Below are 18,191 nucleotides of genomic sequence, written 5' to 3'. Positions count from 1 at the left end.
CTTATATCAAAATAAAACTGATTAGTTTACAGAACCTTCTAATTCTGCACCAGCTTTAAATTTCACTACATTTTTAGCAGCAATTTGAATAGTTTTTCCAGTTTGTGGATTTCTTCCATCTCTTGCAGCTCTGTTAGATACAGACCAAGATCCAAAACCTACTAAAGAAACTCTACCACCTTTTTTCAAAGTAGCACCTACGTTTCCTAAAAATGATTCTAAAGCTAATTTTGCAGCAGCTTTTGTGATTCCTGCATCAGCAGCAATAGCATCGATTAATTCTGATTTGTTCATAATAATAGTTATTAATTGTTGGTTAAACTTTATTTTTACTCAAAACAAATTTAGTAGAAATTACACACTACACAAGCGTTGAGCGTATTTTTTACTGTTTTTGTTGATAAGTATAGCTATTTGTTAATAAATACATGTATTTCATCGGAAATAATTTATTTTTTTCAGTGATTACGTGGGTTTACAACGCTTTTGCTTCGTCAGAAAAAGAGATTCCGTTTAACAATTCTGCCGTTTTCATCTGTTTTTTTCCTGGAAATTGTAAACTTCTGATTTCTAGATAACCATTAGTAACTGCAATTTTTAACTCTTTTTTGGTGCATATAAGTTGTCCAATTTTGTAATCATGTTTTTCTTCGATCCATAAAGTTTCGTAAATTTTTACATTCCACTCCTGCGAACCATCTTGAAAAGTACACCAAGCAGTTGGATAGGGCGATAATCCACGAATTAAATTGTATATTACTATTCCTGGTTTTGAAAAATCAATTTTACAATTCTCTTTGTTGAGTTTATAAGCTGTTTTTATTTCGGCATTTTCGGTTTGTATTGTAGTACTTACAGATTTGTTTTCTATTAAGTGTAATGTTTCAACAACAGTTTCACATCCTAAATTCATCAACCTGTCATGTAATTCTCCAGCATTTTCATTTAATGAAATTGTAGTTTCTTTACTTAAAATCATCGCACCAGTATCAATTTTATCATCTATAAAGAAGGTAGTAACTCCGGTTTTGTTTTCGCCGTTGATAATCGCCCAGTTTATTGGAGCAGCGCCACGATAATTGGGTAGGAGTGAAGCATGCAAATTGAATGTTCCCAATTTTGGCATCTTCCAAACCACTTCAGGCAACATTCTAAAGGCAACTACTACTTGTAAATTGGCATTCAAACTTTTCAGTTCTTCTAAAAAAGTTTCATCTTTTAGATTGGTAGGTTGCAACAAACTTAAATTATTTGCTAAAGCATATTCTTTTACCGCAGAATATTTTATTTTTTGTCCTCTACCTGCTGGTTTATCTGCTGCAGTAACAACGCCAACTACTTCATAATTATTTTTTAAAATGGTATCCAGTATGCCTACTGCAAATTCTGGAGTTCCCATAAATACAATTCTTAATTTTTCCATTCCTATTTTTTTATCGAATATAAATTGTTGGTCTTTATGATAATTTCATCATTTTCCAACAGATTTTGTAAAGCAAAGATAACATCGTCTTTTGAATTTTTTGTCAGTTTTTGAATGTCTCTCGAATTCAAATCCTGTATTTTTAGTAATCTTATTATTTTATCATTTAAGTCATCAGTTTTTACACTTGATTTGTTTTTGCCAATGCAATAAGAACAAACACCACAATCTGTTGCAGTAGTTTCTCCAAAATAGGCAAGAAGTAGCTTGCTTTTGCAAATTTTATCTTCTTTTATATAATGCAGTACCGATTGAAGTTGCTCTGTTTTTAATTTGTTTTGGGTTTCTAGATATTTTACAACTCGATTAATCGTTTTGTCATCTTCTCGAACTTCGTTTAAAGTAATTGTAGCATCATTATTTTTGGCATTTAAATCAATAATTTGCTTTTTGTGTAATTGGTGCAATACAGCCAAAACTTCTTGTTCAGTAGTATTTGATTTTTTGGCTATCAACGAAATATTCACCACGCTTTGCGCATCATAAATTCCGGGATTAGTTCTTAATATAGTTAAGATTATTTCTTCATCTTTTGGATTTAGGCTCATATAGCGTAACACTTCTTTAGATGAAATGATGAATTGAAGCATTATTTTTTCTGAAAACTCCTGCGAAAGGCTTAGTATTCCTTGACGATCTAAAAACTGTAAGGCATTGTAAACTTTTAAAATAGATAAATTGTATTTGGTGCAGAAATGATTGATGTTAAAGCTAAACTTCTCATTAATTCCTTCACCATAAGCAATTTGAAAGTAATTGCAAAGTTTTACAAAAACTAAATTCAGAAATGCTTTATCAGATAAGATGCTCAAAAATTGCGCTTCTGCATGAATGATATCGGAGGAATTTACCAACATTATTGCAAATGCTTTTTCACCGTTTCTACCAGCACGACCAGCTTCTTGATAATAGTTCTCTAAATTTTGTGGTATATTCAAATGTATAACGGTCTTTACATTAGCTTTGTCGATTCCCATTCCGAAAGCATTTGTAGCCACCATTACTTGTACTTTTTCATCCATCCAAAGCATCATGTTATTTTCTTTTTCTTTAGATGATAAGCCACCGTGATAATGTATTGCAGTACTATTCAAACCTTCTAATTGTCGAACAACATCGGTACACGATTTTCTGTTGCTTACGTATATTATGGAAGGTTGCTTATTTTTAGTCAAGATTTGTTGCATCAAATGCAGTTTGTCTTCTACATTAAAAACCATATAAGCCAAGTTTTCACGAGCAAATGATTTTGAGAAAAGTATCGGATTTTCAAGTTCTAATTGCTGTACAATGTCTTCTTGAACCCGCTGCGTTGCCGATGCAGTTAAAGCTAAAAATGGAGTTGTAGTGAAATGTTTTTTTAATACTGCAATTTTTAGGTATGCTGGTCTAAAATCATGACCCCATTGCGATACACAGTGTGCCTCGTCTATTGCGATAAGATTAATGGGTAACGTTTTTATTCGATCTAAAACCCAATCATTTTGAAGTCTTTCAGGCGAAATATATAAAAATTTATAATTTCCATACATGCAATTATCCAACAAATCGATCATTTCGTTAGCACTAATTCCGCCTGTTAATGCAATTGCTTTAATTCCTCGACTTTGTAAATTAGCAACTTGGTCTTTCATCAAAGCGACTAATGGAGATAATACCAAACAAATTCCGTCCATCATCATGGCAGGTATTTGAAAAGTTACTGATTTTCCTCCGCCTGTTGGCATGAGTGCAAAAGTATCTTTGCCGTTTAAAACAGAAGTAATTATTTCTTCTTGTGGTGTTCTAAAGGCATCGTGTTTCCAATATTTTTGAAGCGTTTCTAATGGAGTCAATGAAAATGTATTTGAAAATATAAATCTATATAAAAAATAGATAGCATGTACAATAAGTTTACTTATGCTGTCATCGCTTTTAAAGAAAAGACTTATTTATATTGGTTTAGAAAATTCTATTTCAGTGTTTTCAAAATAAACTCCACTCTGTTTTCAACAGTGTCACGCGGAACTTCAATTAGATTGTAGCCATATTTTTGATAGGTTTCGGTAAGGTGATTGTAAATGAGTTTGGCTTGTTCAAAGTTTTCATAACGCGCTTCATCACTTACATATATTTCTTCCCAAGGTGGTAAAATAAAAATGTTGGTATATTTATGTTCACGACAAGCTTGGTCAAAAAAAGCAGGATAACTATCACCAATGTAGTGCATATAGGCTAGAACATCTGGAATTCCACGGTCTAGAAAAACTACAGCATGGGGTTCGGCTACGGCGTTGTGAAATTGTTTTTTTCTACCTTCTAAAAGTAGTTCGCTAAACAATAACGGATTTTCTAAAAACAATTGTTCAATTCCTTGTTGCTTGGCTTCCATGGTTACCTCGCGAGAAATTTCAGGATAACAACAGTATCCTTTACTTACTAAATGATCTATAACAGTTGTTTTTCCGGTTCCTGGACCGCCAATAATGACTACGATTTCTTTTTCCAAAATTTTGAAATAAGTTGCAAATTTATTGAAAGTTATTAGATTGTGAATGGTGTTTGATTATTTATTTTTTAAAACAAGATGGGTTGCTACTCTTACTAATTTAAAATTCTAAATATTTTGCTGTTGATGTTAAAATAGTGTTCAGTCCTATTTCTTAAAAATCTAGTCTGTAATCTCTAAAATCTAATATCAAAAATGTATATTTGCCTTTATTTTAAATTAATAATGGATAAGAAAACCGAAGAATTTTATATACGTTTAAAAGAAGAATTACAAAATACTTCTACTTGGCCATCAGAATATTTGTATAAATTTATCGTTCCCACAAGTATTGAAAATGTGATGGAAGTTGAAAATACCTTTAATAATCTTGGAGCGGTTATTAAAACACACCAATCCAAAACTGGAAAGTTTACAAGTATTTCTATAAATGTAATGATGGAAAATCCTGATAAAGTGATTGAGAAATATTTGCAAGTTTCTAAAATTGAAGGAATTATATCGTTTTAATTATGACTGATAAATATATAAAAGAAAATGCCAACGATGTTGTGTTCAATATGGAATACAATGCCGAACGACCACATTTAATAATTCCTGAATATGGTCGTCATTTGCAAAAACTAATCGATCAGGCTACTATTATTATGGATGATGTAGAGCGAAATAAAGCTGCTAAATACATTATTCAAGTAATGGGAAGTTTAAATCCGCATTTGCGAGATGTACCAGATTTCCAACATAAACTGTGGGATCAATTGTTTATTATGTCCGATTTCAGATTGGTGGCCGATTCTCCTTATCCAATACCAACGCGAGATGTCATCAACTTAAAACCTGAAATTTTAAGTTACCCTCAGAAATTTCCTAAATACCGTTTTTACGGTAATAACATCAAGTTTATGATCGATGTTGCTAACAAATGGGAAGAAAGTGATATGAAAGCTGCTTTGGTGAAGGTAATCGCCAATCATATGAAGAAATCATACCTGAGTTGGAATAAAGATATGGTAGAAGATTCAGTCATTTTTCAGCATTTATACGAACTTTCAGATGGTAAATTAAATTTGTTACAAAGCGAAGAAGAGCTTACTACTACCAATGATTTAATTCGTACCAACAAAAAGATTTCCAATAAAACACTTTTGCCACAGCAAAAAAACTTAAAAATCCAAGCGTTTAAAAAGCCACAAAATGGCAAAAAACCTTTTATTAAAAATAACAACAATAACAATAATCCAAAATAAATGGGTGTTGTAGGATGTGTTTTTTAGACATAATCTATAATTTACATCTTATAAGCTATAACTTAGAACAGAAGAAATGGGAACTTTTAAAATTGAAGGAGGCATTCAACTAAAAGGTGATGTTACACCACAAGGTGCCAAAAACGAAGCGTTACAAATTTTATGCGCAGTACTTTTAACACCAGAAAAAGTAACGATTACCAATATACCAGACATTATTGATGTCAATAAATTGATAAAACTTCTTGGAAATTTAGGAGTTAAAATTGAAAAAATTGGTCACGGTGCTTACACTTTTCAAGCCGATGAGGTTAATGTAGGATATCTTGAAACGGAAGCTTTTAAAAAAGAAGGTGGTTCTTTAAGAGGTTCTATTATGATTGTTGGTCCGCTTTTAGCCCGCTTCGGAAAAGGATATATTCCAAAACCTGGAGGTGATAAAATTGGAAGAAGAAGATTGGATACCCATTTTGAAGGATTTATAAATCTTGGTGCTAAATTTAGATACAATCGTGAAGATCATTTTTACGGAGTAGAAACTGAAGGAAAGCTAAAAGGTGCTTACATGCTTTTAGACGAAGCATCGGTAACTGGAACAGCCAATATTGTTATGGCAGCAGTTTTAGCCGAAGGTACAACTACAATATATAATGCCGCTTGCGAACCTTATTTACAGCAATTGTGTAAAATGATGAACGCAATGGGTGCCAAGGTATCTGGAATCGGTTCTAATTTATTAACCATTGAAGGTGTAGCTGCTCTTGGTGGTTGTAAACACAGAATTCTACCAGATATGATAGAAATTGGTTCTTGGATTGGTCTTGCAGCCATGACAAAAAGTGAAATTACCATAAAAAATGTTTCTTGGGATAATCTTGGGGTAATTCCGAATACTTTTAGAAAATTAGGAATAACTTTAGAACGAAGAGGCGACGATATTTATATTCCAGCTCATCTTGATGGATACGAAATAAAAACAGATATTGATGGATCAATACTTACAGTTGCTGATGCACCTTGGCCTGGATTTACGCCAGATTTACTAAGTATTGTCTTGGTAGTTGCCACACAATCTAAAGGTGATGTGCTTATTCATCAAAAAATGTTTGAAAGTCGCTTATTTTTCGTTGATAAATTAATTGATATGGGTGCTAAAATCATGTTGTGCGATCCACACCGTGCTGTAGTTATGGGACATAATTTTGAATCGATTCTTAAAGCTACTACAATGAGTTCGCCAGACATTAGAGCAGGAATTTCATTATTAATAGCCGCGCTTTCTGCTAAAGGAACAAGTGTTATTCAAAATATTGAGCAAATTGATAGAGGTTACGAAAGAATAGATGAACGTCTTCGTGCTCTTGGCGCTAATATTGTTAGAGAAGCTTAATGAGAATATTATATTTTTTTATAATCTTACTTTTTGCTTCGTGTAAAACTACTTTTCAAAGAGTTCCGATAAATTCTATTTCTGAAAAAGAAAGGGAGAAAGTTTATGATTTTGGAAAAAGGATACTCGAAACCTGTGAAACAAGAAAATTTGTTCCGCTAACAGAAAAAGAGGTAACCAAAGGACTTAGTAAACTTTCCTTGCAAGAAATGCAGTATGCGTGCGATGTTCTAAATAATCGTAATGGTAAGTTTATTAGCATGAAACTTATAGAGGTTATTGATGATACGTTCATAGGAAACACAAAGATTTTCAGATTTAAAGGTAATTTCGAGAGAAACGAATTTGTTAATGAAATTCGTATTTGGCTTGGTACTGATGGGAAATTTCATGGAATTATATGGAAAGAATGGAAAGACGAATATACACCTCATAAAAAATAACACAATCCCAATTTACTTGATGTGAATTGGGATTTTTAATTTATATAGTGGAGAACTACATTATCATTTTATTGTGTTTAGCATCGTTTTTTGCAGGATTTGTAGATGCTGTTGTTGGTGGCGGTGGATTAATTCAAACGCCAGTTGCTCTAATTTTAATGCCTCAATATGCTGTAGCAACGATTATTGGTTCGTTGAAAATACCAGCTTTTAGTGGTACTAGTTTTGCCGCTTTTCAATATTTGAAAAAAGTGCAAATGAATTGGAAATTACTTGCAATAATGGCAGTTTTTGCATTTACAGCCTCGTTTTTCGGTTCGATGTTGTTAACTAATGTTAGTAACGATTTTATGAAACCGTTGCTGTTTATAATTTTGATTCTATTAGCAATTTATACTTTTCTAAAAAAGAATTTTGGCTTACATCAAGAGAAAAATTTATCAGTAAAACGACAATTAATTTATGCTTTTTTTATAAGCATTTGTGTTGGTTTTTATGACGGATTTATTGGTCCAGGAACCGGTAGTTTTTTGGTTGTAGCTTTTGTAACGATTTTAGGTTTCGACTTTTTGCATGCTTCTGCAAATGCTAAAATGGTAAATTTAGCAACCAATTTAGGGTCGATTTGCTTATTTGCTTTTAAAGGAAAAATTATTTGGGCTTTTGCACTTCCAATGGCGGTTTGTAATGCTTTTGGTGGTTGGCTTGGAGCAAAATTTGCCATAAAAAAAGGAAACGGTTTTATTAGAATTTTTTTCCTTATAGTTGTAATTCTGACATTAATTCGATTTGGATATGATGTTTTTTACAAATAACTAGAATTTAAATTTTATCTATGGCTGACCAAATTGCGATAAATTGTGCCACTAATTTTTCGTTTATCGAATTGTTGTCAGGATTGTCAAACTCAATATTGGTCATGAAAATTTTTCCAATTTTAGTTTTAGGATCAAAAAACATAAAGGTTGTAATGCCTAAATCACTTCCTGAGTGACCAATCCATCCATTTTTTTTAATACGCCAAAAAATACCACTATTAGGCTCTTTTTTATCGAAATGTTCCGGTAAACTAGCATCATCAAATTGTTTTTTAAACAGCATCTGAAACGATTCCTTATTTAGTAATTGCGAAGTTCCATCATAACCTTTTATCATTTCTAATAAATAAATAGATAAGTCGTTACAAGTAGTTTTTAAACTACCGTCGGGATAGGTAATTTCTGAATACAACGGATAATTTTGTCTTTTTTGATTGTATATTTTTACATGTTTTTGTACAATCGTATCGCTTAGATGAAAGCTTGTAGAAGTAAGTTGTAAGGGTTTGAAAATATATTTTTTACAAAATTCTTCGTAAGACATTTTACTTTTAATTTCTATTAAATGTGCCGCAAGTGCCGATGCAATGTTCGAATAATTGTATTCCAATCCAACTTTACTCGTATTGAAATTACTTTTTTTATACCATTTTCCATTCGGCTCTAAATAATTTTTAAGAAAATATTCCAATTCCAAATCGGTGCGATTTGAGATCGTATTTCGTTTTATAAATGCTTTATAAAGTTTATTTTTCTTATCGGTAAATTTATTTTCGTAAAATGATTTAGTATATACTTCTTCATCATCAAGAATGCCAGAAGTGTGAGTTGTTAAATTCTTAATTTTTATTGGCGCACCATCATTGTTTGGATTTGTAATCGAATAGGGTAGAACAGCATTAATTTCTGTTTCTAAATCAAAATATCCTAACTCAATACATTTCATGAGTGCTACGCCAATAAACGTTTTACTAATAGAGCCAATATTCTGAACTGAATTTACGCTAAATTTTTCTTTGTTTTTTAAATCCGAAAAGCCATATGCATTTTGAAACAATATACCTTTTTCGTTTACTACAGCAATTGCAAATCCAGGAAAACTAGATTTTTTGTAAATAGAATCTAATTTCGTGTTAAGATTTTCAATGCTACTTTGACCTAAGCCAATATTAAAAAATAAAAGTGTAGAAAGCAGGATCAGTTGTTTCATGAAATTATTCTAAAATACCTAAAAATTTCAATCCGAAAACTACGCCATCGCCTACAAAGCCATTTTGATACGAACGAACATAATCTATTCGTAACAATCTAAATTTTCCGAATCCTAAGTTATCCAATCCTACGGTAAATTCTTGATATGGTTTTCTGTCGGCAACTGCCAAATTGTGAAATCCTAAAACCAGTTGCGATTTTAATTTGTTTAATAACGGTACTTTGTTCATAAAATATCCTTTATCATTGTGCTCAATGTGCGTTTCCCAATAGCTGTTATTGGTACTTGCTGTATAATAGGGTAGTAAGTTAAATACGTTGGTATAACTTTCTCCAAGACCTATATGAGTTTGGTTTCCGTTAAAATGTTTGTAATCTGCAAAGGCAATATTTTCAGCATTAAAAAACTTTCCTCCTTTAAGGTTAAATCTCATTTCGCCTTTATTTCCTAAAGTAATATCGTGCGTTACAGTGGCATTTATTAAATCGAATTCGTATTTTTTATCAGTAGCAGCAAATGCTTTCTGATAGCCAATTAAAATTGTTGGATACTTGTCGTTTCCGATATTAAATTTTCCATCAGGACGCGTCCAATATTGTTGTCCAAATTTTATTCTTGCAGAGACAGCGGTTTTTACCAAATTGTGTTTGTCAAAAATAGGAGTGATGTTGTCATTAGGAAGTAACGGATTGTTAGAAGTATATAAATCGTCATTCTTTATCACAGTATAATCAGAAGTATTAAATAACGATTTGCGTTCGGCATATTCTATGTTTGCGCTAAGGTTTAGACCGTTAGTTATTTCCTGACTGTAAAAAGCTGCAATAGCATTTTTTTCATATAACTTCATGAAGTTGTTTTTGAAAAACAAAGTACTAACCGAGTTTACAATTGTTGAAATTGGATTATTTGGGTTAAATTGATTTACGCTGCTACCACCATAGATACTCAATGTAGCATTGTTTAGATTGTTGAACTTGTGAATAAAACTTCCTGAAACACGCAGTTTTTCTTCTGAAAATCCGTAGTCAAATTTGGAGCTTAATCTAGTGTAAGTTCGTTTTTCTTCGTTGCGCTTGGTGTACGATATTCCGGTATGGGTATTCCAACCTTGAACGGTGTTAAACGAAGTGTTCATTAGTAATCCATCATAATCTATCGACCATTTTTTAAACGAATTTTTATAAGAATACCCCATCAATACGTCAGAAAATCCAAAACGATTGCGTTTAGCATCAATGGAATCTAAATATTTTTGTGATTTTTTCTTCTCTTGTAAAGCATCTTTTTTGGTATAATCGGTAGTTTCTTCACTAGTTAAAGGAACTGGTCTGATGGTTTCCCAAAAGGCATCTTCTTTTTTGTTGGCGCCTTCCTCAAATTTTAAAACTTCGCTAGAGAATGTTTTTTTCTCAAATTTCTCTGGAAAAGTAAAATTAGAATACACGTGGGTAAATTTTCCGTTGAAGTTAACTCCAAAAAAACCAGCATTAAAATCTAAGGTTTGGGTGTTTTTTGTCCAAATTTTATTGATCGAATTGTAGCTGAAATTTTGTTTAAGTGTTAAAACATTCAAGGCTGGATTTTGCAATTGACTTCCTTTGATACTGACATCTGCTGCATAAATAGCCCAAGAATCTTCAACAATATAGATGTATCCTTCAAATGCTGGTTCAGATTCTCGTTTTGGTGTAACTTTAATTTTATTTATAACTTGATTGTTTTCATCTACAAATGTTCCGTCTAACTTGTATTTGTAGTAATTGAAAGCACCATCGGCAATAGGCGAAATAACATTTACATCAAACTCTAGAAAGTTTTCATAAAAGTCAAAATTTACAGATGCCGCATTATTAAAACTAAAACCGCTATCATTACCACTAACTTTTGAGGCTACAATAGTTTCTTTCATTTTATCTGGTTTTTGAAAACTAAGTTTGGACACAGTTTCTGAAAGGTATAAAATACCGCTACGAGTAGAATCGATAATTTCGTCAAACATGTCTAGTTTTTGTCCCATAATGGTTTTAGGAAGCTCTTTTACTCTAAATATTCCTCTTGAATAAAAGTCGGCAGTAAACTTAGCAGTTTTATCAGAATTTCGTTTTCTACTAGCAATAGCATTTTTGATAATAGAAATTGCCGGATTGTTTTTAGCCGATACCACAACTTCGTTCAATTGAAAATCTTCTTCTTGTAAAGTTACACTTAAGTTTACAGTTGTGTTTTGAAAATTCACCACTTCTTTATGAGTTTTGTAACCAAGATATTGATAGAGAATTACATAATTTCCTGGGATTTTGACATTCAATTCGTAAGAGCCTTGCTCATTGGAAGTGGTGCTAATGTAGGTGTCTTTGACATAGATATTTGCAAACGGAATTGGCAATCCATCTTTGTCGGTAACTTTTCCTTTAATTTGAGAAAAACTAATACTACATAGTAATAGCATTAGCAAGCAAGTAATTTTGTTCATGGTTTAGAGTTTATTTAGAGACGCTTTTCAAAGCAAATTGGTTGTATGAAAAAAAATATTTTTATAAAAACGATTGAATTGCCAAATCATAACTTTGCAGTCCGAAGCCAAGAATCACTCCTTTTGCATGATTGGAAATGTACGATGTGTGACGAAATTCTTCTCTTGAAAATGTGTTTGAAATGTGTACTTCTATCACTGGAGTTGTAATTGCTTTTACTGCGTCTCCAATGGCTACCGATGTGTGGGTGTATGCAGCAGCGTTTAAAATTATTCCGTCTATAGTAAATCCGACTTCTTGTATTTTCGAAACAAGTTCACCTTCAATATTGCTCTGAAAGTAACTCAGTTCAATATTTGAAAATTTGGATTGTAATGTTTGAAAAAATTCTTCGAAAGTTTGAGTTCCATATACTTCGGGTTCTCTTTTTCCTAACAGATTTAAATTGGGTCCGTTTATAATAAGTAATTTCATAAAAGTAAATTGGTTTGTGTAAATGTATATAATAGCAGTATACGTTGTCTCAAGTTTTGTAAATATTTAAGACTTTTAATTGTTAATAACTTTGTTAACAACTGTATTACTGTTTATTTACAGTAAAAAATCAAAACAATATTTTTACTTAACTAATTTATAAACAATAACAAAAATGAAAAAAGTATTATTAACAGTTGCGGCTGTTTGTGCTTTCGGCTTTGCCAATGGACAAGAGAGAGAAAAGGGAACGATTGAATTGATTCCTCAAATTGGTTACTCGTCCTCTACTTTTTATGGAGATATTGATATCGATCCAGAAGCTCATTCAGATGTTACATTTGGTGTTGGTGGAGATTATTTTTTTAATGGAAGATGGAGTTTGCGTTCTGGATTACATTATCAGGTAATGGGAGCAGAAGGTGATGGTGGTTATGAGCAAAAAGTAAAGTATCTTACAATTCCAGTAAATGCAAACTGGCATTTTGGATCGACAAGAAAATGGAATTTAAATTTTGGTCCAAGCGTAAGTTTTTTAACTGGTGCAGAAGATAATTTTGGAGATAATAAAGATGCTTTTAATTCTACGCAAATTTCGTTAAATATTGGTATTGGTTATAAAATTGAAGTAAGTGAAAAATTTAGTATTCTTATTGATTACCAAGGATTAAGTGGTTTTTCAGATGTTTACAAAAAAGAATTTGATTTTGATGCAAAAAATTCTTTCGGAGCATTTAATTTAGGTGCCGTTTTAAAATTGTAAATAAAAAAGTAATTTATTAGAAACCACTTAAGCAATTAAGTGGTTTTTTTATGCTATAATTTTACGTTTCTTTGTAGTAATGAATTGGAATAGTTATATTAAAAGTTTTCAGTCTTATTTAAAAATTGAGCGTGGATTATCTAAAAATACTATTGATAATTATTCGTTTGATTTAGAGCGATTGTGTTCTTTTTTAGAATTTAATAATTTCAATGTCTCGCCCATTACAATTTCTGAAGATGAGGTGCAGCAATTTATTTATGCCGTGTCTAAAGAGGTTAACGCGCGCTCTCAAGCTCGAATTATATCAGGTTTAAAAAGTTTTTTCTCCTATCTAATTTTTGAAGATTATCGGTCTAACTCTCCAATGGAATTAATTGAAGCGCCAAGACTAGGTAGAAAACTTCCAGATACTTTATCCATTCAAGAAATAGATGCCCTAATCAATGCAGTAGATTTATCTAAAGAAGAAGGTGAACGAAATCGCGCCATGCTAGAAACATTGTACGGTTGCGGTTTACGAGTTTCTGAATTGATTGCCTTAAAAATATCCGATCTTTTTTTTGATGAAGATTTTATAAAAATAACAGGTAAGGGAAATAAACAACGGTTTGTTCCCATTGGTGGCCTTACCAAAAAGTACATCAATATTTATAAAAATGAAAAACGTGTTTTTTTACCCATTCAGAAAGGGCATGAAGATACTTTATTTTTAAACCGTAGAGGTAGGCAGCTTACACGAGCTATGATTTTTACTATTATTAAAGAATTAGCTTTAAAAATAGATCTCAACAAGACCATTAGTCCGCATACTTTTAGGCATTCTTTTGCAACCCATTTATTAGAAAATGGCGCCGATTTAAAATCGATACAATTAATGTTGGGGCACGAATCGATCACTACAACCGAGATTTATGTGCATTTAGATAGAAAACATTTGTCTGAAGTAGTGAACAGCTTTCATCCAAGAAAGTAAAATTCTTATTAATTTTTTATTTTTATTTTTATAAGATAAACATGATAGTCTGATTTTAACGATATTAGGTGTTAAAATTTCATTAAATATGTTTTTTATCGATATTTATTGCGTTTTGTCGAATGAATTGTTACTTTTGTTAACGTTTGTTACTACTTCCAAATCGTATTTAACAAATAAAATACCCAAACCTACAGTACATGGTGAAATCTACTTGGTATTCTAAGGACTACTTATTAGAAGAAAAGAATAGTTTTTATAGAAAATTATTAAATCGAATTCCAGATTTAATATTTCAGCTAACTATTGATTCAGACGATAAATTCTACTTCTCTTATGTGAACAGTAGTATTGTGTCTTTTTTTGAAATTACAGAATATGAGCTTTTGCAAAACCCAAAAAAAGTAATTTCGAGTAAAATTTTTCATCAAGATAGAGAGGGTTTTTTTAATTCTATACATCAAGCTAAAAGAGAGCAAAAACCATGGTCGTATGAATTTAGAGTCCAGATTAATGAAAAACAAGAAACTTGGCTTAAAGTTGATGCCGAAATTGAAATTAATGATAACCAAGAAAGTGTATTTTTTGGTCGGTTAACCGATATAAATGATACTAAGAAACGAGAATTCGAAGTTAAAGCTTCTGAAGAGCGTTATCATTTTGCTCTAGAAGCTTCTAAAAGTGGTGTTTGGGATTATAATCTTACCACTGGTCAAGTATTTTTTTCAACAGAGTCTTTAGCAATCATTGGTTTTAACGAAACAGATGGAATTACTACCAACGACCAATGGGATTCAAGAATTCATCCAGAAGATTTGTTAGACTATCGAAATGATATTGAACTGCACATGCACGGTAAAACATCATTTTTTGAGAATTCTAAACGAGTTTTATCAAGAAATGGGGTTTATAAATGGGTTTTAAGTCGTGGTAAAGTTATTGCACGTGATGTTAATAATAATGCAATTCGTATAATAGGAACGCATACCGATGTTACTTTAGAAAAAGAAAAAGAAGTTGAACTTTTAGGAAATCTCGATATTATTAATGAGCAAAACAATCGTTTACTCAATTTTGCTCATATAGTTTCGCATAATTTAAGATCGCATACAGGAAATCTTAAGATGCTTTTAAATATTATTGAATCAGACGATGACCAAGAAACCAAAGAAGAATGTTTTAATCATTTGCGCACCACTTCTGAAGCATTATCGGATACTATAGAGCATTTGAAAGAATTGGTAGATATACATTCGACGGTAATTCATAAAAAAGAAAATCTTAATCTAAATAGTTATTTAAACCGCACATTAGAGATTTTAAGTAACGAGATTAAAGAGAATAAGGTACACATAGTTAATGAAATTGACATCAATCAAACGGTCAATTTTAACCCAGCGTATTTGGATAGCATTTTTTTAAATTTTACTACCAATGCTATAAAATATTCGCATCCAGATAGAATTCCAGTAATTACTTACTCCTTTAAAAGAGAAAATAAAAAAGGTATTTTGTCTATACACGATAATGGTTTAGGAATAAATCTTGAAAAGTATGGAGAAAAGCTTTTTGGGATGTATAAAACATTTCATAAGAATCAAAATGCTCGCGGAATTGGATTGTTTATAACCAAAAATCAAGTTGAATCAATGGGTGGCACTATTGAGGTTGAAAGTAAAGTAAATCAAGGTACAACATTTAAAATTAATTTCAATGAGGAAGTTTAATGATATTTTTATTGTAGACGATGATTTAGTATTTCATTTCATTATTAAAAAATTGTTTGCTAAATGCAGCATGAAATTCAATACCAGTTATTTTTTAAATGGTTTTGAAGCTCTAGAAGAAATTAAAGAAACTAATGTAGCACCAGATTTGATTTTATTGGACATTAATATGCCAGTTTACGATGGTTGGCAATTTTTGGATGAATTTAAAAAAATAAAAAAATCGTTTAACAAAGAGATTGTAATTTATCTTATCAGTTCTTCCGATGATATTTCTGATATCAATAAGGCTTCTAGTTATAAAGATGATATCAAAAGATATTGCAATAAGCCCATTACAATGGAGGAATTTGAGAAAATTTTTAATGAAATTTAATTAAATTGTAAACTTTTGCTTAGCAACATTATCATTTCTTAAAAAATGTTGTGGAACTTGTTAATTATGTTAAAAAACAACTATATTTGGTTAAATAACCAATTTATATTTTGTTTTTATTTCATGAAAAATTTTAATTCTATTTTTATTGTCGACGATGATTTAGTTTATCATTTTATTATGAAAAAACTTTTTGCTAAAACTGAATTAAACGTCACTACAACTTATTTCTTTAATGGTTTGCAAGCGATTGAAGAAATTAAACAAAACAAAACAATTCCGGATTTAATTCTCTTAGATATCAATATGCCAATCTGTGATGGATGGCAATTTCTGGAAGAATTTAAAACTATCAAACAATCATTAACCAAAAATGTTTTGGTATATCTTGTTAGTTCATCTAACGATATTGCTGATACTAGTAAATGTGAACAATTTAAAAACGAGGTTCAGAAGTATTTGAACAAGCCCATGACGTTTGACAATTTTAAGTCAATATTTCCTTCATTAGCTTAAATGAAAAAAGGTTCATCAATTAAGATGAACCTTTTTTTATGTTTTTAAACTAAATTATTTTGCAATATTTACTGCACGTGTTTCTCTAATTACTGTAATTTTTACTTGACCTGGATAAGTCATTTCAGTTTGGATTTTTTGCGAAATATCAAACGATAATCCTGACGCCATTTCGTCGCTTACTTTTTCACTTTCTACAATAACTCTTAGTTCTCGTCCTGCTTGAATTGCATAAGCATTTTTAACGCCATTAAATCCAAAAGCTATTTCTTCTAAATCTTTTAAACGTTGAATGTAAGAATCCAATACTTGACGTCGTGCGCCAGGTCGTGCTCCAGAAATAGCATCACAAACTTGAATAATTGGTGAAATTAAATACTTCATTTCAATTTCATCATGGTGTGCACCAATTGCGTTGCAAACTTCTTCTTTCTCGCCAAATTTCTCTGCCCATTGCATTCCAAGTAATGCGTGAGGTAAATCACTTTCAGCGTCTGGAACTTTTCCAATATCATGAAGTAATCCTGCACGTTTTGCTAGTTTTACATTCAATCCCAATTCGGCCGCCATAATTCCACACAACTTAGCAACTTCTCTTGAGTGTTGCAATAAGTTTTGTCCGTATGAAGAGCGGTATTTCATTCTACCAACTACTTTTATCAATTCAGGATGCAAACCGTGTATTCCTAAATCGATAACTGTTCGTTTTCCTACTTCTATAATTTCGTCGTCAATTTGTTTGGTTGTTTTTGCTACAACTTCTTCAATTCGCGCTGGGTGAATTCGACCGTCGGTAACTAATTTGTGCAAAGCAAGTCGTGCAATTTCTCTTCGTACAGGGTCAAAACACGATAAAATAATGGCTTCTGGAGTATCATCAACAATAATTTCAACACCAGTCGCTGCTTCAAGAGCACGAATGTTACGTCCTTCACGACCAATAATTCTACCTTTTACATCATCCGATTCAATGTTGAAAACAGAAACGCAATTCTCTACTGCTTCTTCTGTTCCAACGCGCTGAATAGTTGAAATAATTACCTTTTTTGCTTCTTGAGCTGCTGTAAGTTTGGCTTCTTCAATAGTATCTTGAATGTGCGCCATAGCTTTAGTTTTAGCCTCAGCTTTAAGGCTTTCAACCAATTGTTCTTTAGCTTCATCGGCAGACAATCCAGAAATTACTTCTAGTTGTTCTACTTGGCTTTTATGCATTTTTTCAATTTCGGTTTGCTTTTTATCAAGCAATTCTATTTTTGAATTGTATTCTTTAGTTTTCGCTTCGTAATCATCATTTACTTTTTTAGCTTTTGATAATTCGCTAGAAACTTGTGATTCTTTGTCGCGTATTCTTTTTTCAACTTCAGCTAGTTTTTTATCTTTCGATAAAATTTCTTTTTCGTGTTCTGATTTTAATTCTAAAAACTTTTCTTTAGCTTGAAGTAGTTTGGTTTGTTTAGTATTTTCGGCTTCAAGATTAGCATCTTTCAAAATCGAAGCTGCTTCTTTTTTAGCGTTTTTAATCATGTTGGAAACGTTGCTTTTTTCCAAGAATTTTGCAATTGCGAAACCACCTCCGATTCCAGCTAGAACTGCAAAAATTATAAATAATGTTGTACTCATGTTTGTTAAAATTTAGATATAAAAAAACCTACATTAGGCGATTGCATAAACTCGAATCGACAAGTTTTGAGCTAACTCGCTGTTCAAGCTTCCAACTCAAGGATGGCATGCTATAGTAGCGACGATTTACTCATTTTAATTTGTTAGTGTTGAGTTTACCAAAAATGTACTAATGTAGGC

18 protein-coding genes are annotated in these 18,191 nt (G+C 31.5%); 10 read left to right on the top strand and 8 right to left on the bottom strand.

The annotated features are described in order from the left end of the window. Nucleotides 1-21: 21 nt before the first annotated feature. From ACZ098_RS15540 to ACZ098_RS15525, 4 genes are all read right to left on the bottom strand, one after another. Nucleotides 22-294, bottom strand: a complete 273-nt coding sequence (locus ACZ098_RS15540; RefSeq protein WP_151108424.1) for an HU family DNA-binding protein — start codon at nt 292-294, stop codon at nt 22-24. Nucleotides 295-475: 181 nt separating this feature from the next. Then, the gene (gene fmt / locus ACZ098_RS15535; RefSeq protein WP_487312685.1) at nt 476-1,423 is read right to left on the bottom strand and encodes a methionyl-tRNA formyltransferase; all 948 of its coding nucleotides are present in this window, start codon (nt 1,421-1,423) and stop codon (nt 476-478) included. A gap of 2 nt (nt 1,424-1,425) precedes the next feature. After that, nucleotides 1,426-3,318 carry a RecQ family ATP-dependent DNA helicase gene (locus ACZ098_RS15530; RefSeq protein WP_487312684.1) on the bottom strand — a complete coding sequence of 631 codons (1,893 nt, stop codon included), beginning with the start codon at nt 3,316-3,318 and terminating at the stop codon, nt 1,426-1,428. A gap of 116 nt (nt 3,319-3,434) precedes the next feature. Then, nucleotides 3,435-3,971: an AAA family ATPase gene (locus ACZ098_RS15525; protein ID WP_487312683.1), complete on the bottom strand. Its 537-nt coding sequence runs from the start codon at nt 3,969-3,971 to the stop codon at nt 3,435-3,437. A gap of 225 nt (nt 3,972-4,196) precedes the next feature. On the opposite strand from ACZ098_RS15525, the gene ACZ098_RS15520 reads away from it, so the two are divergent. The 5 genes from ACZ098_RS15520 to ACZ098_RS15500 all read left to right on the top strand — a co-directional run bounded on the left by ACZ098_RS15520 (nt 4,197) and on the right by ACZ098_RS15500 (nt 7,866). Continuing rightward, on the top strand, nt 4,197-4,481 hold the full coding sequence (locus ACZ098_RS15520) for a DUF493 family protein (RefSeq protein ID WP_487312682.1): 285 nt from the start codon (nt 4,197-4,199) through the stop codon (nt 4,479-4,481). Between the two features lie 2 nt (nt 4,482-4,483). Continuing rightward, a complete protein-coding gene (locus tag ACZ098_RS15515) occupies nt 4,484-5,218 on the top strand; it encodes a DUF4290 domain-containing protein (protein ID WP_487312681.1) in 735 nt (244 codons plus the stop codon). Nucleotides 5,219-5,294: 76 nt separating this feature from the next. Next, complete coding sequence (gene murA, locus ACZ098_RS15510; protein ID WP_487312680.1) at nt 5,295-6,608, top strand: UDP-N-acetylglucosamine 1-carboxyvinyltransferase; 1,314 nt, start codon at nt 5,295-5,297, stop codon at nt 6,606-6,608. Then, complete coding sequence (locus ACZ098_RS15505) at nt 6,608-7,051, top strand: hypothetical protein (RefSeq protein WP_487312679.1); 444 nt, start codon at nt 6,608-6,610, stop codon at nt 7,049-7,051. Before murA ends, ACZ098_RS15505 begins: the two co-directional genes overlap by 1 nt. A gap of 47 nt (nt 7,052-7,098) precedes the next feature. Then, a complete protein-coding gene (locus tag ACZ098_RS15500; protein WP_487312678.1) occupies nt 7,099-7,866 on the top strand; it encodes a sulfite exporter TauE/SafE family protein in 768 nt (255 codons plus the stop codon). Between the two features lie 7 nt (nt 7,867-7,873). Here ACZ098_RS15500 and ACZ098_RS15495 read toward each other — a convergent pair whose 3' ends face one another. The 3 genes from ACZ098_RS15495 to aroQ all read right to left on the bottom strand — a co-directional run bounded on the left by ACZ098_RS15495 (nt 7,874) and on the right by aroQ (nt 12,033). Next, on the bottom strand, nt 7,874-9,079 hold the full coding sequence (locus tag ACZ098_RS15495; protein ID WP_487312677.1) for a serine hydrolase domain-containing protein: 1,206 nt from the start codon (nt 9,077-9,079) through the stop codon (nt 7,874-7,876). Between the two features lie 4 nt (nt 9,080-9,083). Continuing rightward, entirely contained in the window at nt 9,084-11,558 is a 2,475-nt protein-coding gene (locus ACZ098_RS15490) for a DUF5686 and carboxypeptidase regulatory-like domain-containing protein (RefSeq protein WP_487312676.1), read from the bottom strand. Between the two features lie 61 nt (nt 11,559-11,619). Next, on the bottom strand, nt 11,620-12,033 hold the full coding sequence (aroQ, locus tag ACZ098_RS15485) for a type II 3-dehydroquinate dehydratase (protein ID WP_487312675.1): 414 nt from the start codon (nt 12,031-12,033) through the stop codon (nt 11,620-11,622). A 175-nt stretch (nt 12,034-12,208) separates the two neighbouring features. Here aroQ and ACZ098_RS15480 point away from each other — a divergent pair, with 175 nt between their 5' ends. The 5 genes from ACZ098_RS15480 (at nt 12,209) to ACZ098_RS15460 (ending at nt 16,391) form a co-directional block, all read left to right on the top strand. Continuing rightward, complete coding sequence (locus tag ACZ098_RS15480) at nt 12,209-12,796, top strand: outer membrane beta-barrel protein (RefSeq protein ID WP_487312674.1); 588 nt, start codon at nt 12,209-12,211, stop codon at nt 12,794-12,796. 79 nt (nt 12,797-12,875) lie between these two features. Continuing rightward, nucleotides 12,876-13,772 (top strand): site-specific tyrosine recombinase XerD, encoded by an 897-nt coding sequence (xerD, locus tag ACZ098_RS15475; RefSeq protein WP_487312673.1) that lies wholly within the window; start codon nt 12,876-12,878, stop codon nt 13,770-13,772. Nucleotides 13,773-13,972: 200 nt separating this feature from the next. After that, nucleotides 13,973-15,499, top strand: coding sequence for a sensor histidine kinase (locus tag ACZ098_RS15470; RefSeq protein ID WP_487312672.1), 1,527 nt, complete (start codon nt 13,973-13,975; stop codon nt 15,497-15,499). Then, the gene (locus tag ACZ098_RS15465; RefSeq protein ID WP_487312671.1) at nt 15,486-15,875 is read left to right on the top strand and encodes a response regulator; all 390 of its coding nucleotides are present in this window, start codon (nt 15,486-15,488) and stop codon (nt 15,873-15,875) included. The genes ACZ098_RS15470 and ACZ098_RS15465 overlap by 14 nt, the downstream gene beginning before the upstream one ends. A gap of 123 nt (nt 15,876-15,998) precedes the next feature. After that, nucleotides 15,999-16,391 (top strand): response regulator, encoded by a 393-nt coding sequence (locus ACZ098_RS15460; RefSeq protein ID WP_487312670.1) that lies wholly within the window; start codon nt 15,999-16,001, stop codon nt 16,389-16,391. A gap of 54 nt (nt 16,392-16,445) precedes the next feature. Here the strand turns inward: ACZ098_RS15460 and rny are convergent, their stop codons facing one another. Continuing rightward, nucleotides 16,446-18,011: a ribonuclease Y gene (gene rny / locus ACZ098_RS15455; RefSeq protein WP_487312669.1), complete on the bottom strand. Its 1,566-nt coding sequence runs from the start codon at nt 18,009-18,011 to the stop codon at nt 16,446-16,448. Nucleotides 18,012-18,191: the final 180 nt, after the last annotated feature.

Source organism: Flavobacterium sp. SP2 (assembly GCF_057626655.1).
Note: the sequence above shows the minus strand (reverse complement) of the source record. Positions and strands in the feature narration are given on the sequence as shown.

Coding starts and splice junctions, on each gene's coding strand:
- ACZ098_RS15540 (WP_151108424.1), bottom strand. CDS start 294: ATGAACAAATCAGAATTAATCGATGCTATTGCTGCTGATGCAGGAATC.
- fmt (WP_487312685.1), bottom strand. CDS start 1,423: ATGGAAAAATTAAGAATTGTATTTATGGGAACTCCAGAATTTGCAGTA.
- ACZ098_RS15520 (WP_487312682.1), top strand. CDS start 4,197: ATGGATAAGAAAACCGAAGAATTTTATATACGTTTAAAAGAAGAATTA.
- ACZ098_RS15515 (WP_487312681.1), top strand. CDS start 4,484: ATGACTGATAAATATATAAAAGAAAATGCCAACGATGTTGTGTTCAAT.
- murA (WP_487312680.1), top strand. CDS start 5,295: ATGGGAACTTTTAAAATTGAAGGAGGCATTCAACTAAAAGGTGATGTT.
- ACZ098_RS15505 (WP_487312679.1), top strand. CDS start 6,608: ATGAGAATATTATATTTTTTTATAATCTTACTTTTTGCTTCGTGTAAA.
- ACZ098_RS15495 (WP_487312677.1), bottom strand. CDS start 9,079: ATGAAACAACTGATCCTGCTTTCTACACTTTTATTTTTTAATATTGGC.
- ACZ098_RS15490 (WP_487312676.1), bottom strand. CDS start 11,558: ATGAACAAAATTACTTGCTTGCTAATGCTATTACTATGTAGTATTAGT.
- aroQ (WP_487312675.1), bottom strand. CDS start 12,033: ATGAAATTACTTATTATAAACGGACCCAATTTAAATCTGTTAGGAAAA.
- ACZ098_RS15480 (WP_487312674.1), top strand. CDS start 12,209: ATGAAAAAAGTATTATTAACAGTTGCGGCTGTTTGTGCTTTCGGCTTT.
- xerD (WP_487312673.1), top strand. CDS start 12,876: ATGAATTGGAATAGTTATATTAAAAGTTTTCAGTCTTATTTAAAAATT.
- ACZ098_RS15470 (WP_487312672.1), top strand. CDS start 13,973: ATGGTGAAATCTACTTGGTATTCTAAGGACTACTTATTAGAAGAAAAG.
- ACZ098_RS15465 (WP_487312671.1), top strand. CDS start 15,486: ATGAGGAAGTTTAATGATATTTTTATTGTAGACGATGATTTAGTATTT.
- ACZ098_RS15460 (WP_487312670.1), top strand. CDS start 15,999: ATGAAAAATTTTAATTCTATTTTTATTGTCGACGATGATTTAGTTTAT.
- rny (WP_487312669.1), bottom strand. CDS start 18,011: ATGAGTACAACATTATTTATAATTTTTGCAGTTCTAGCTGGAATCGGA.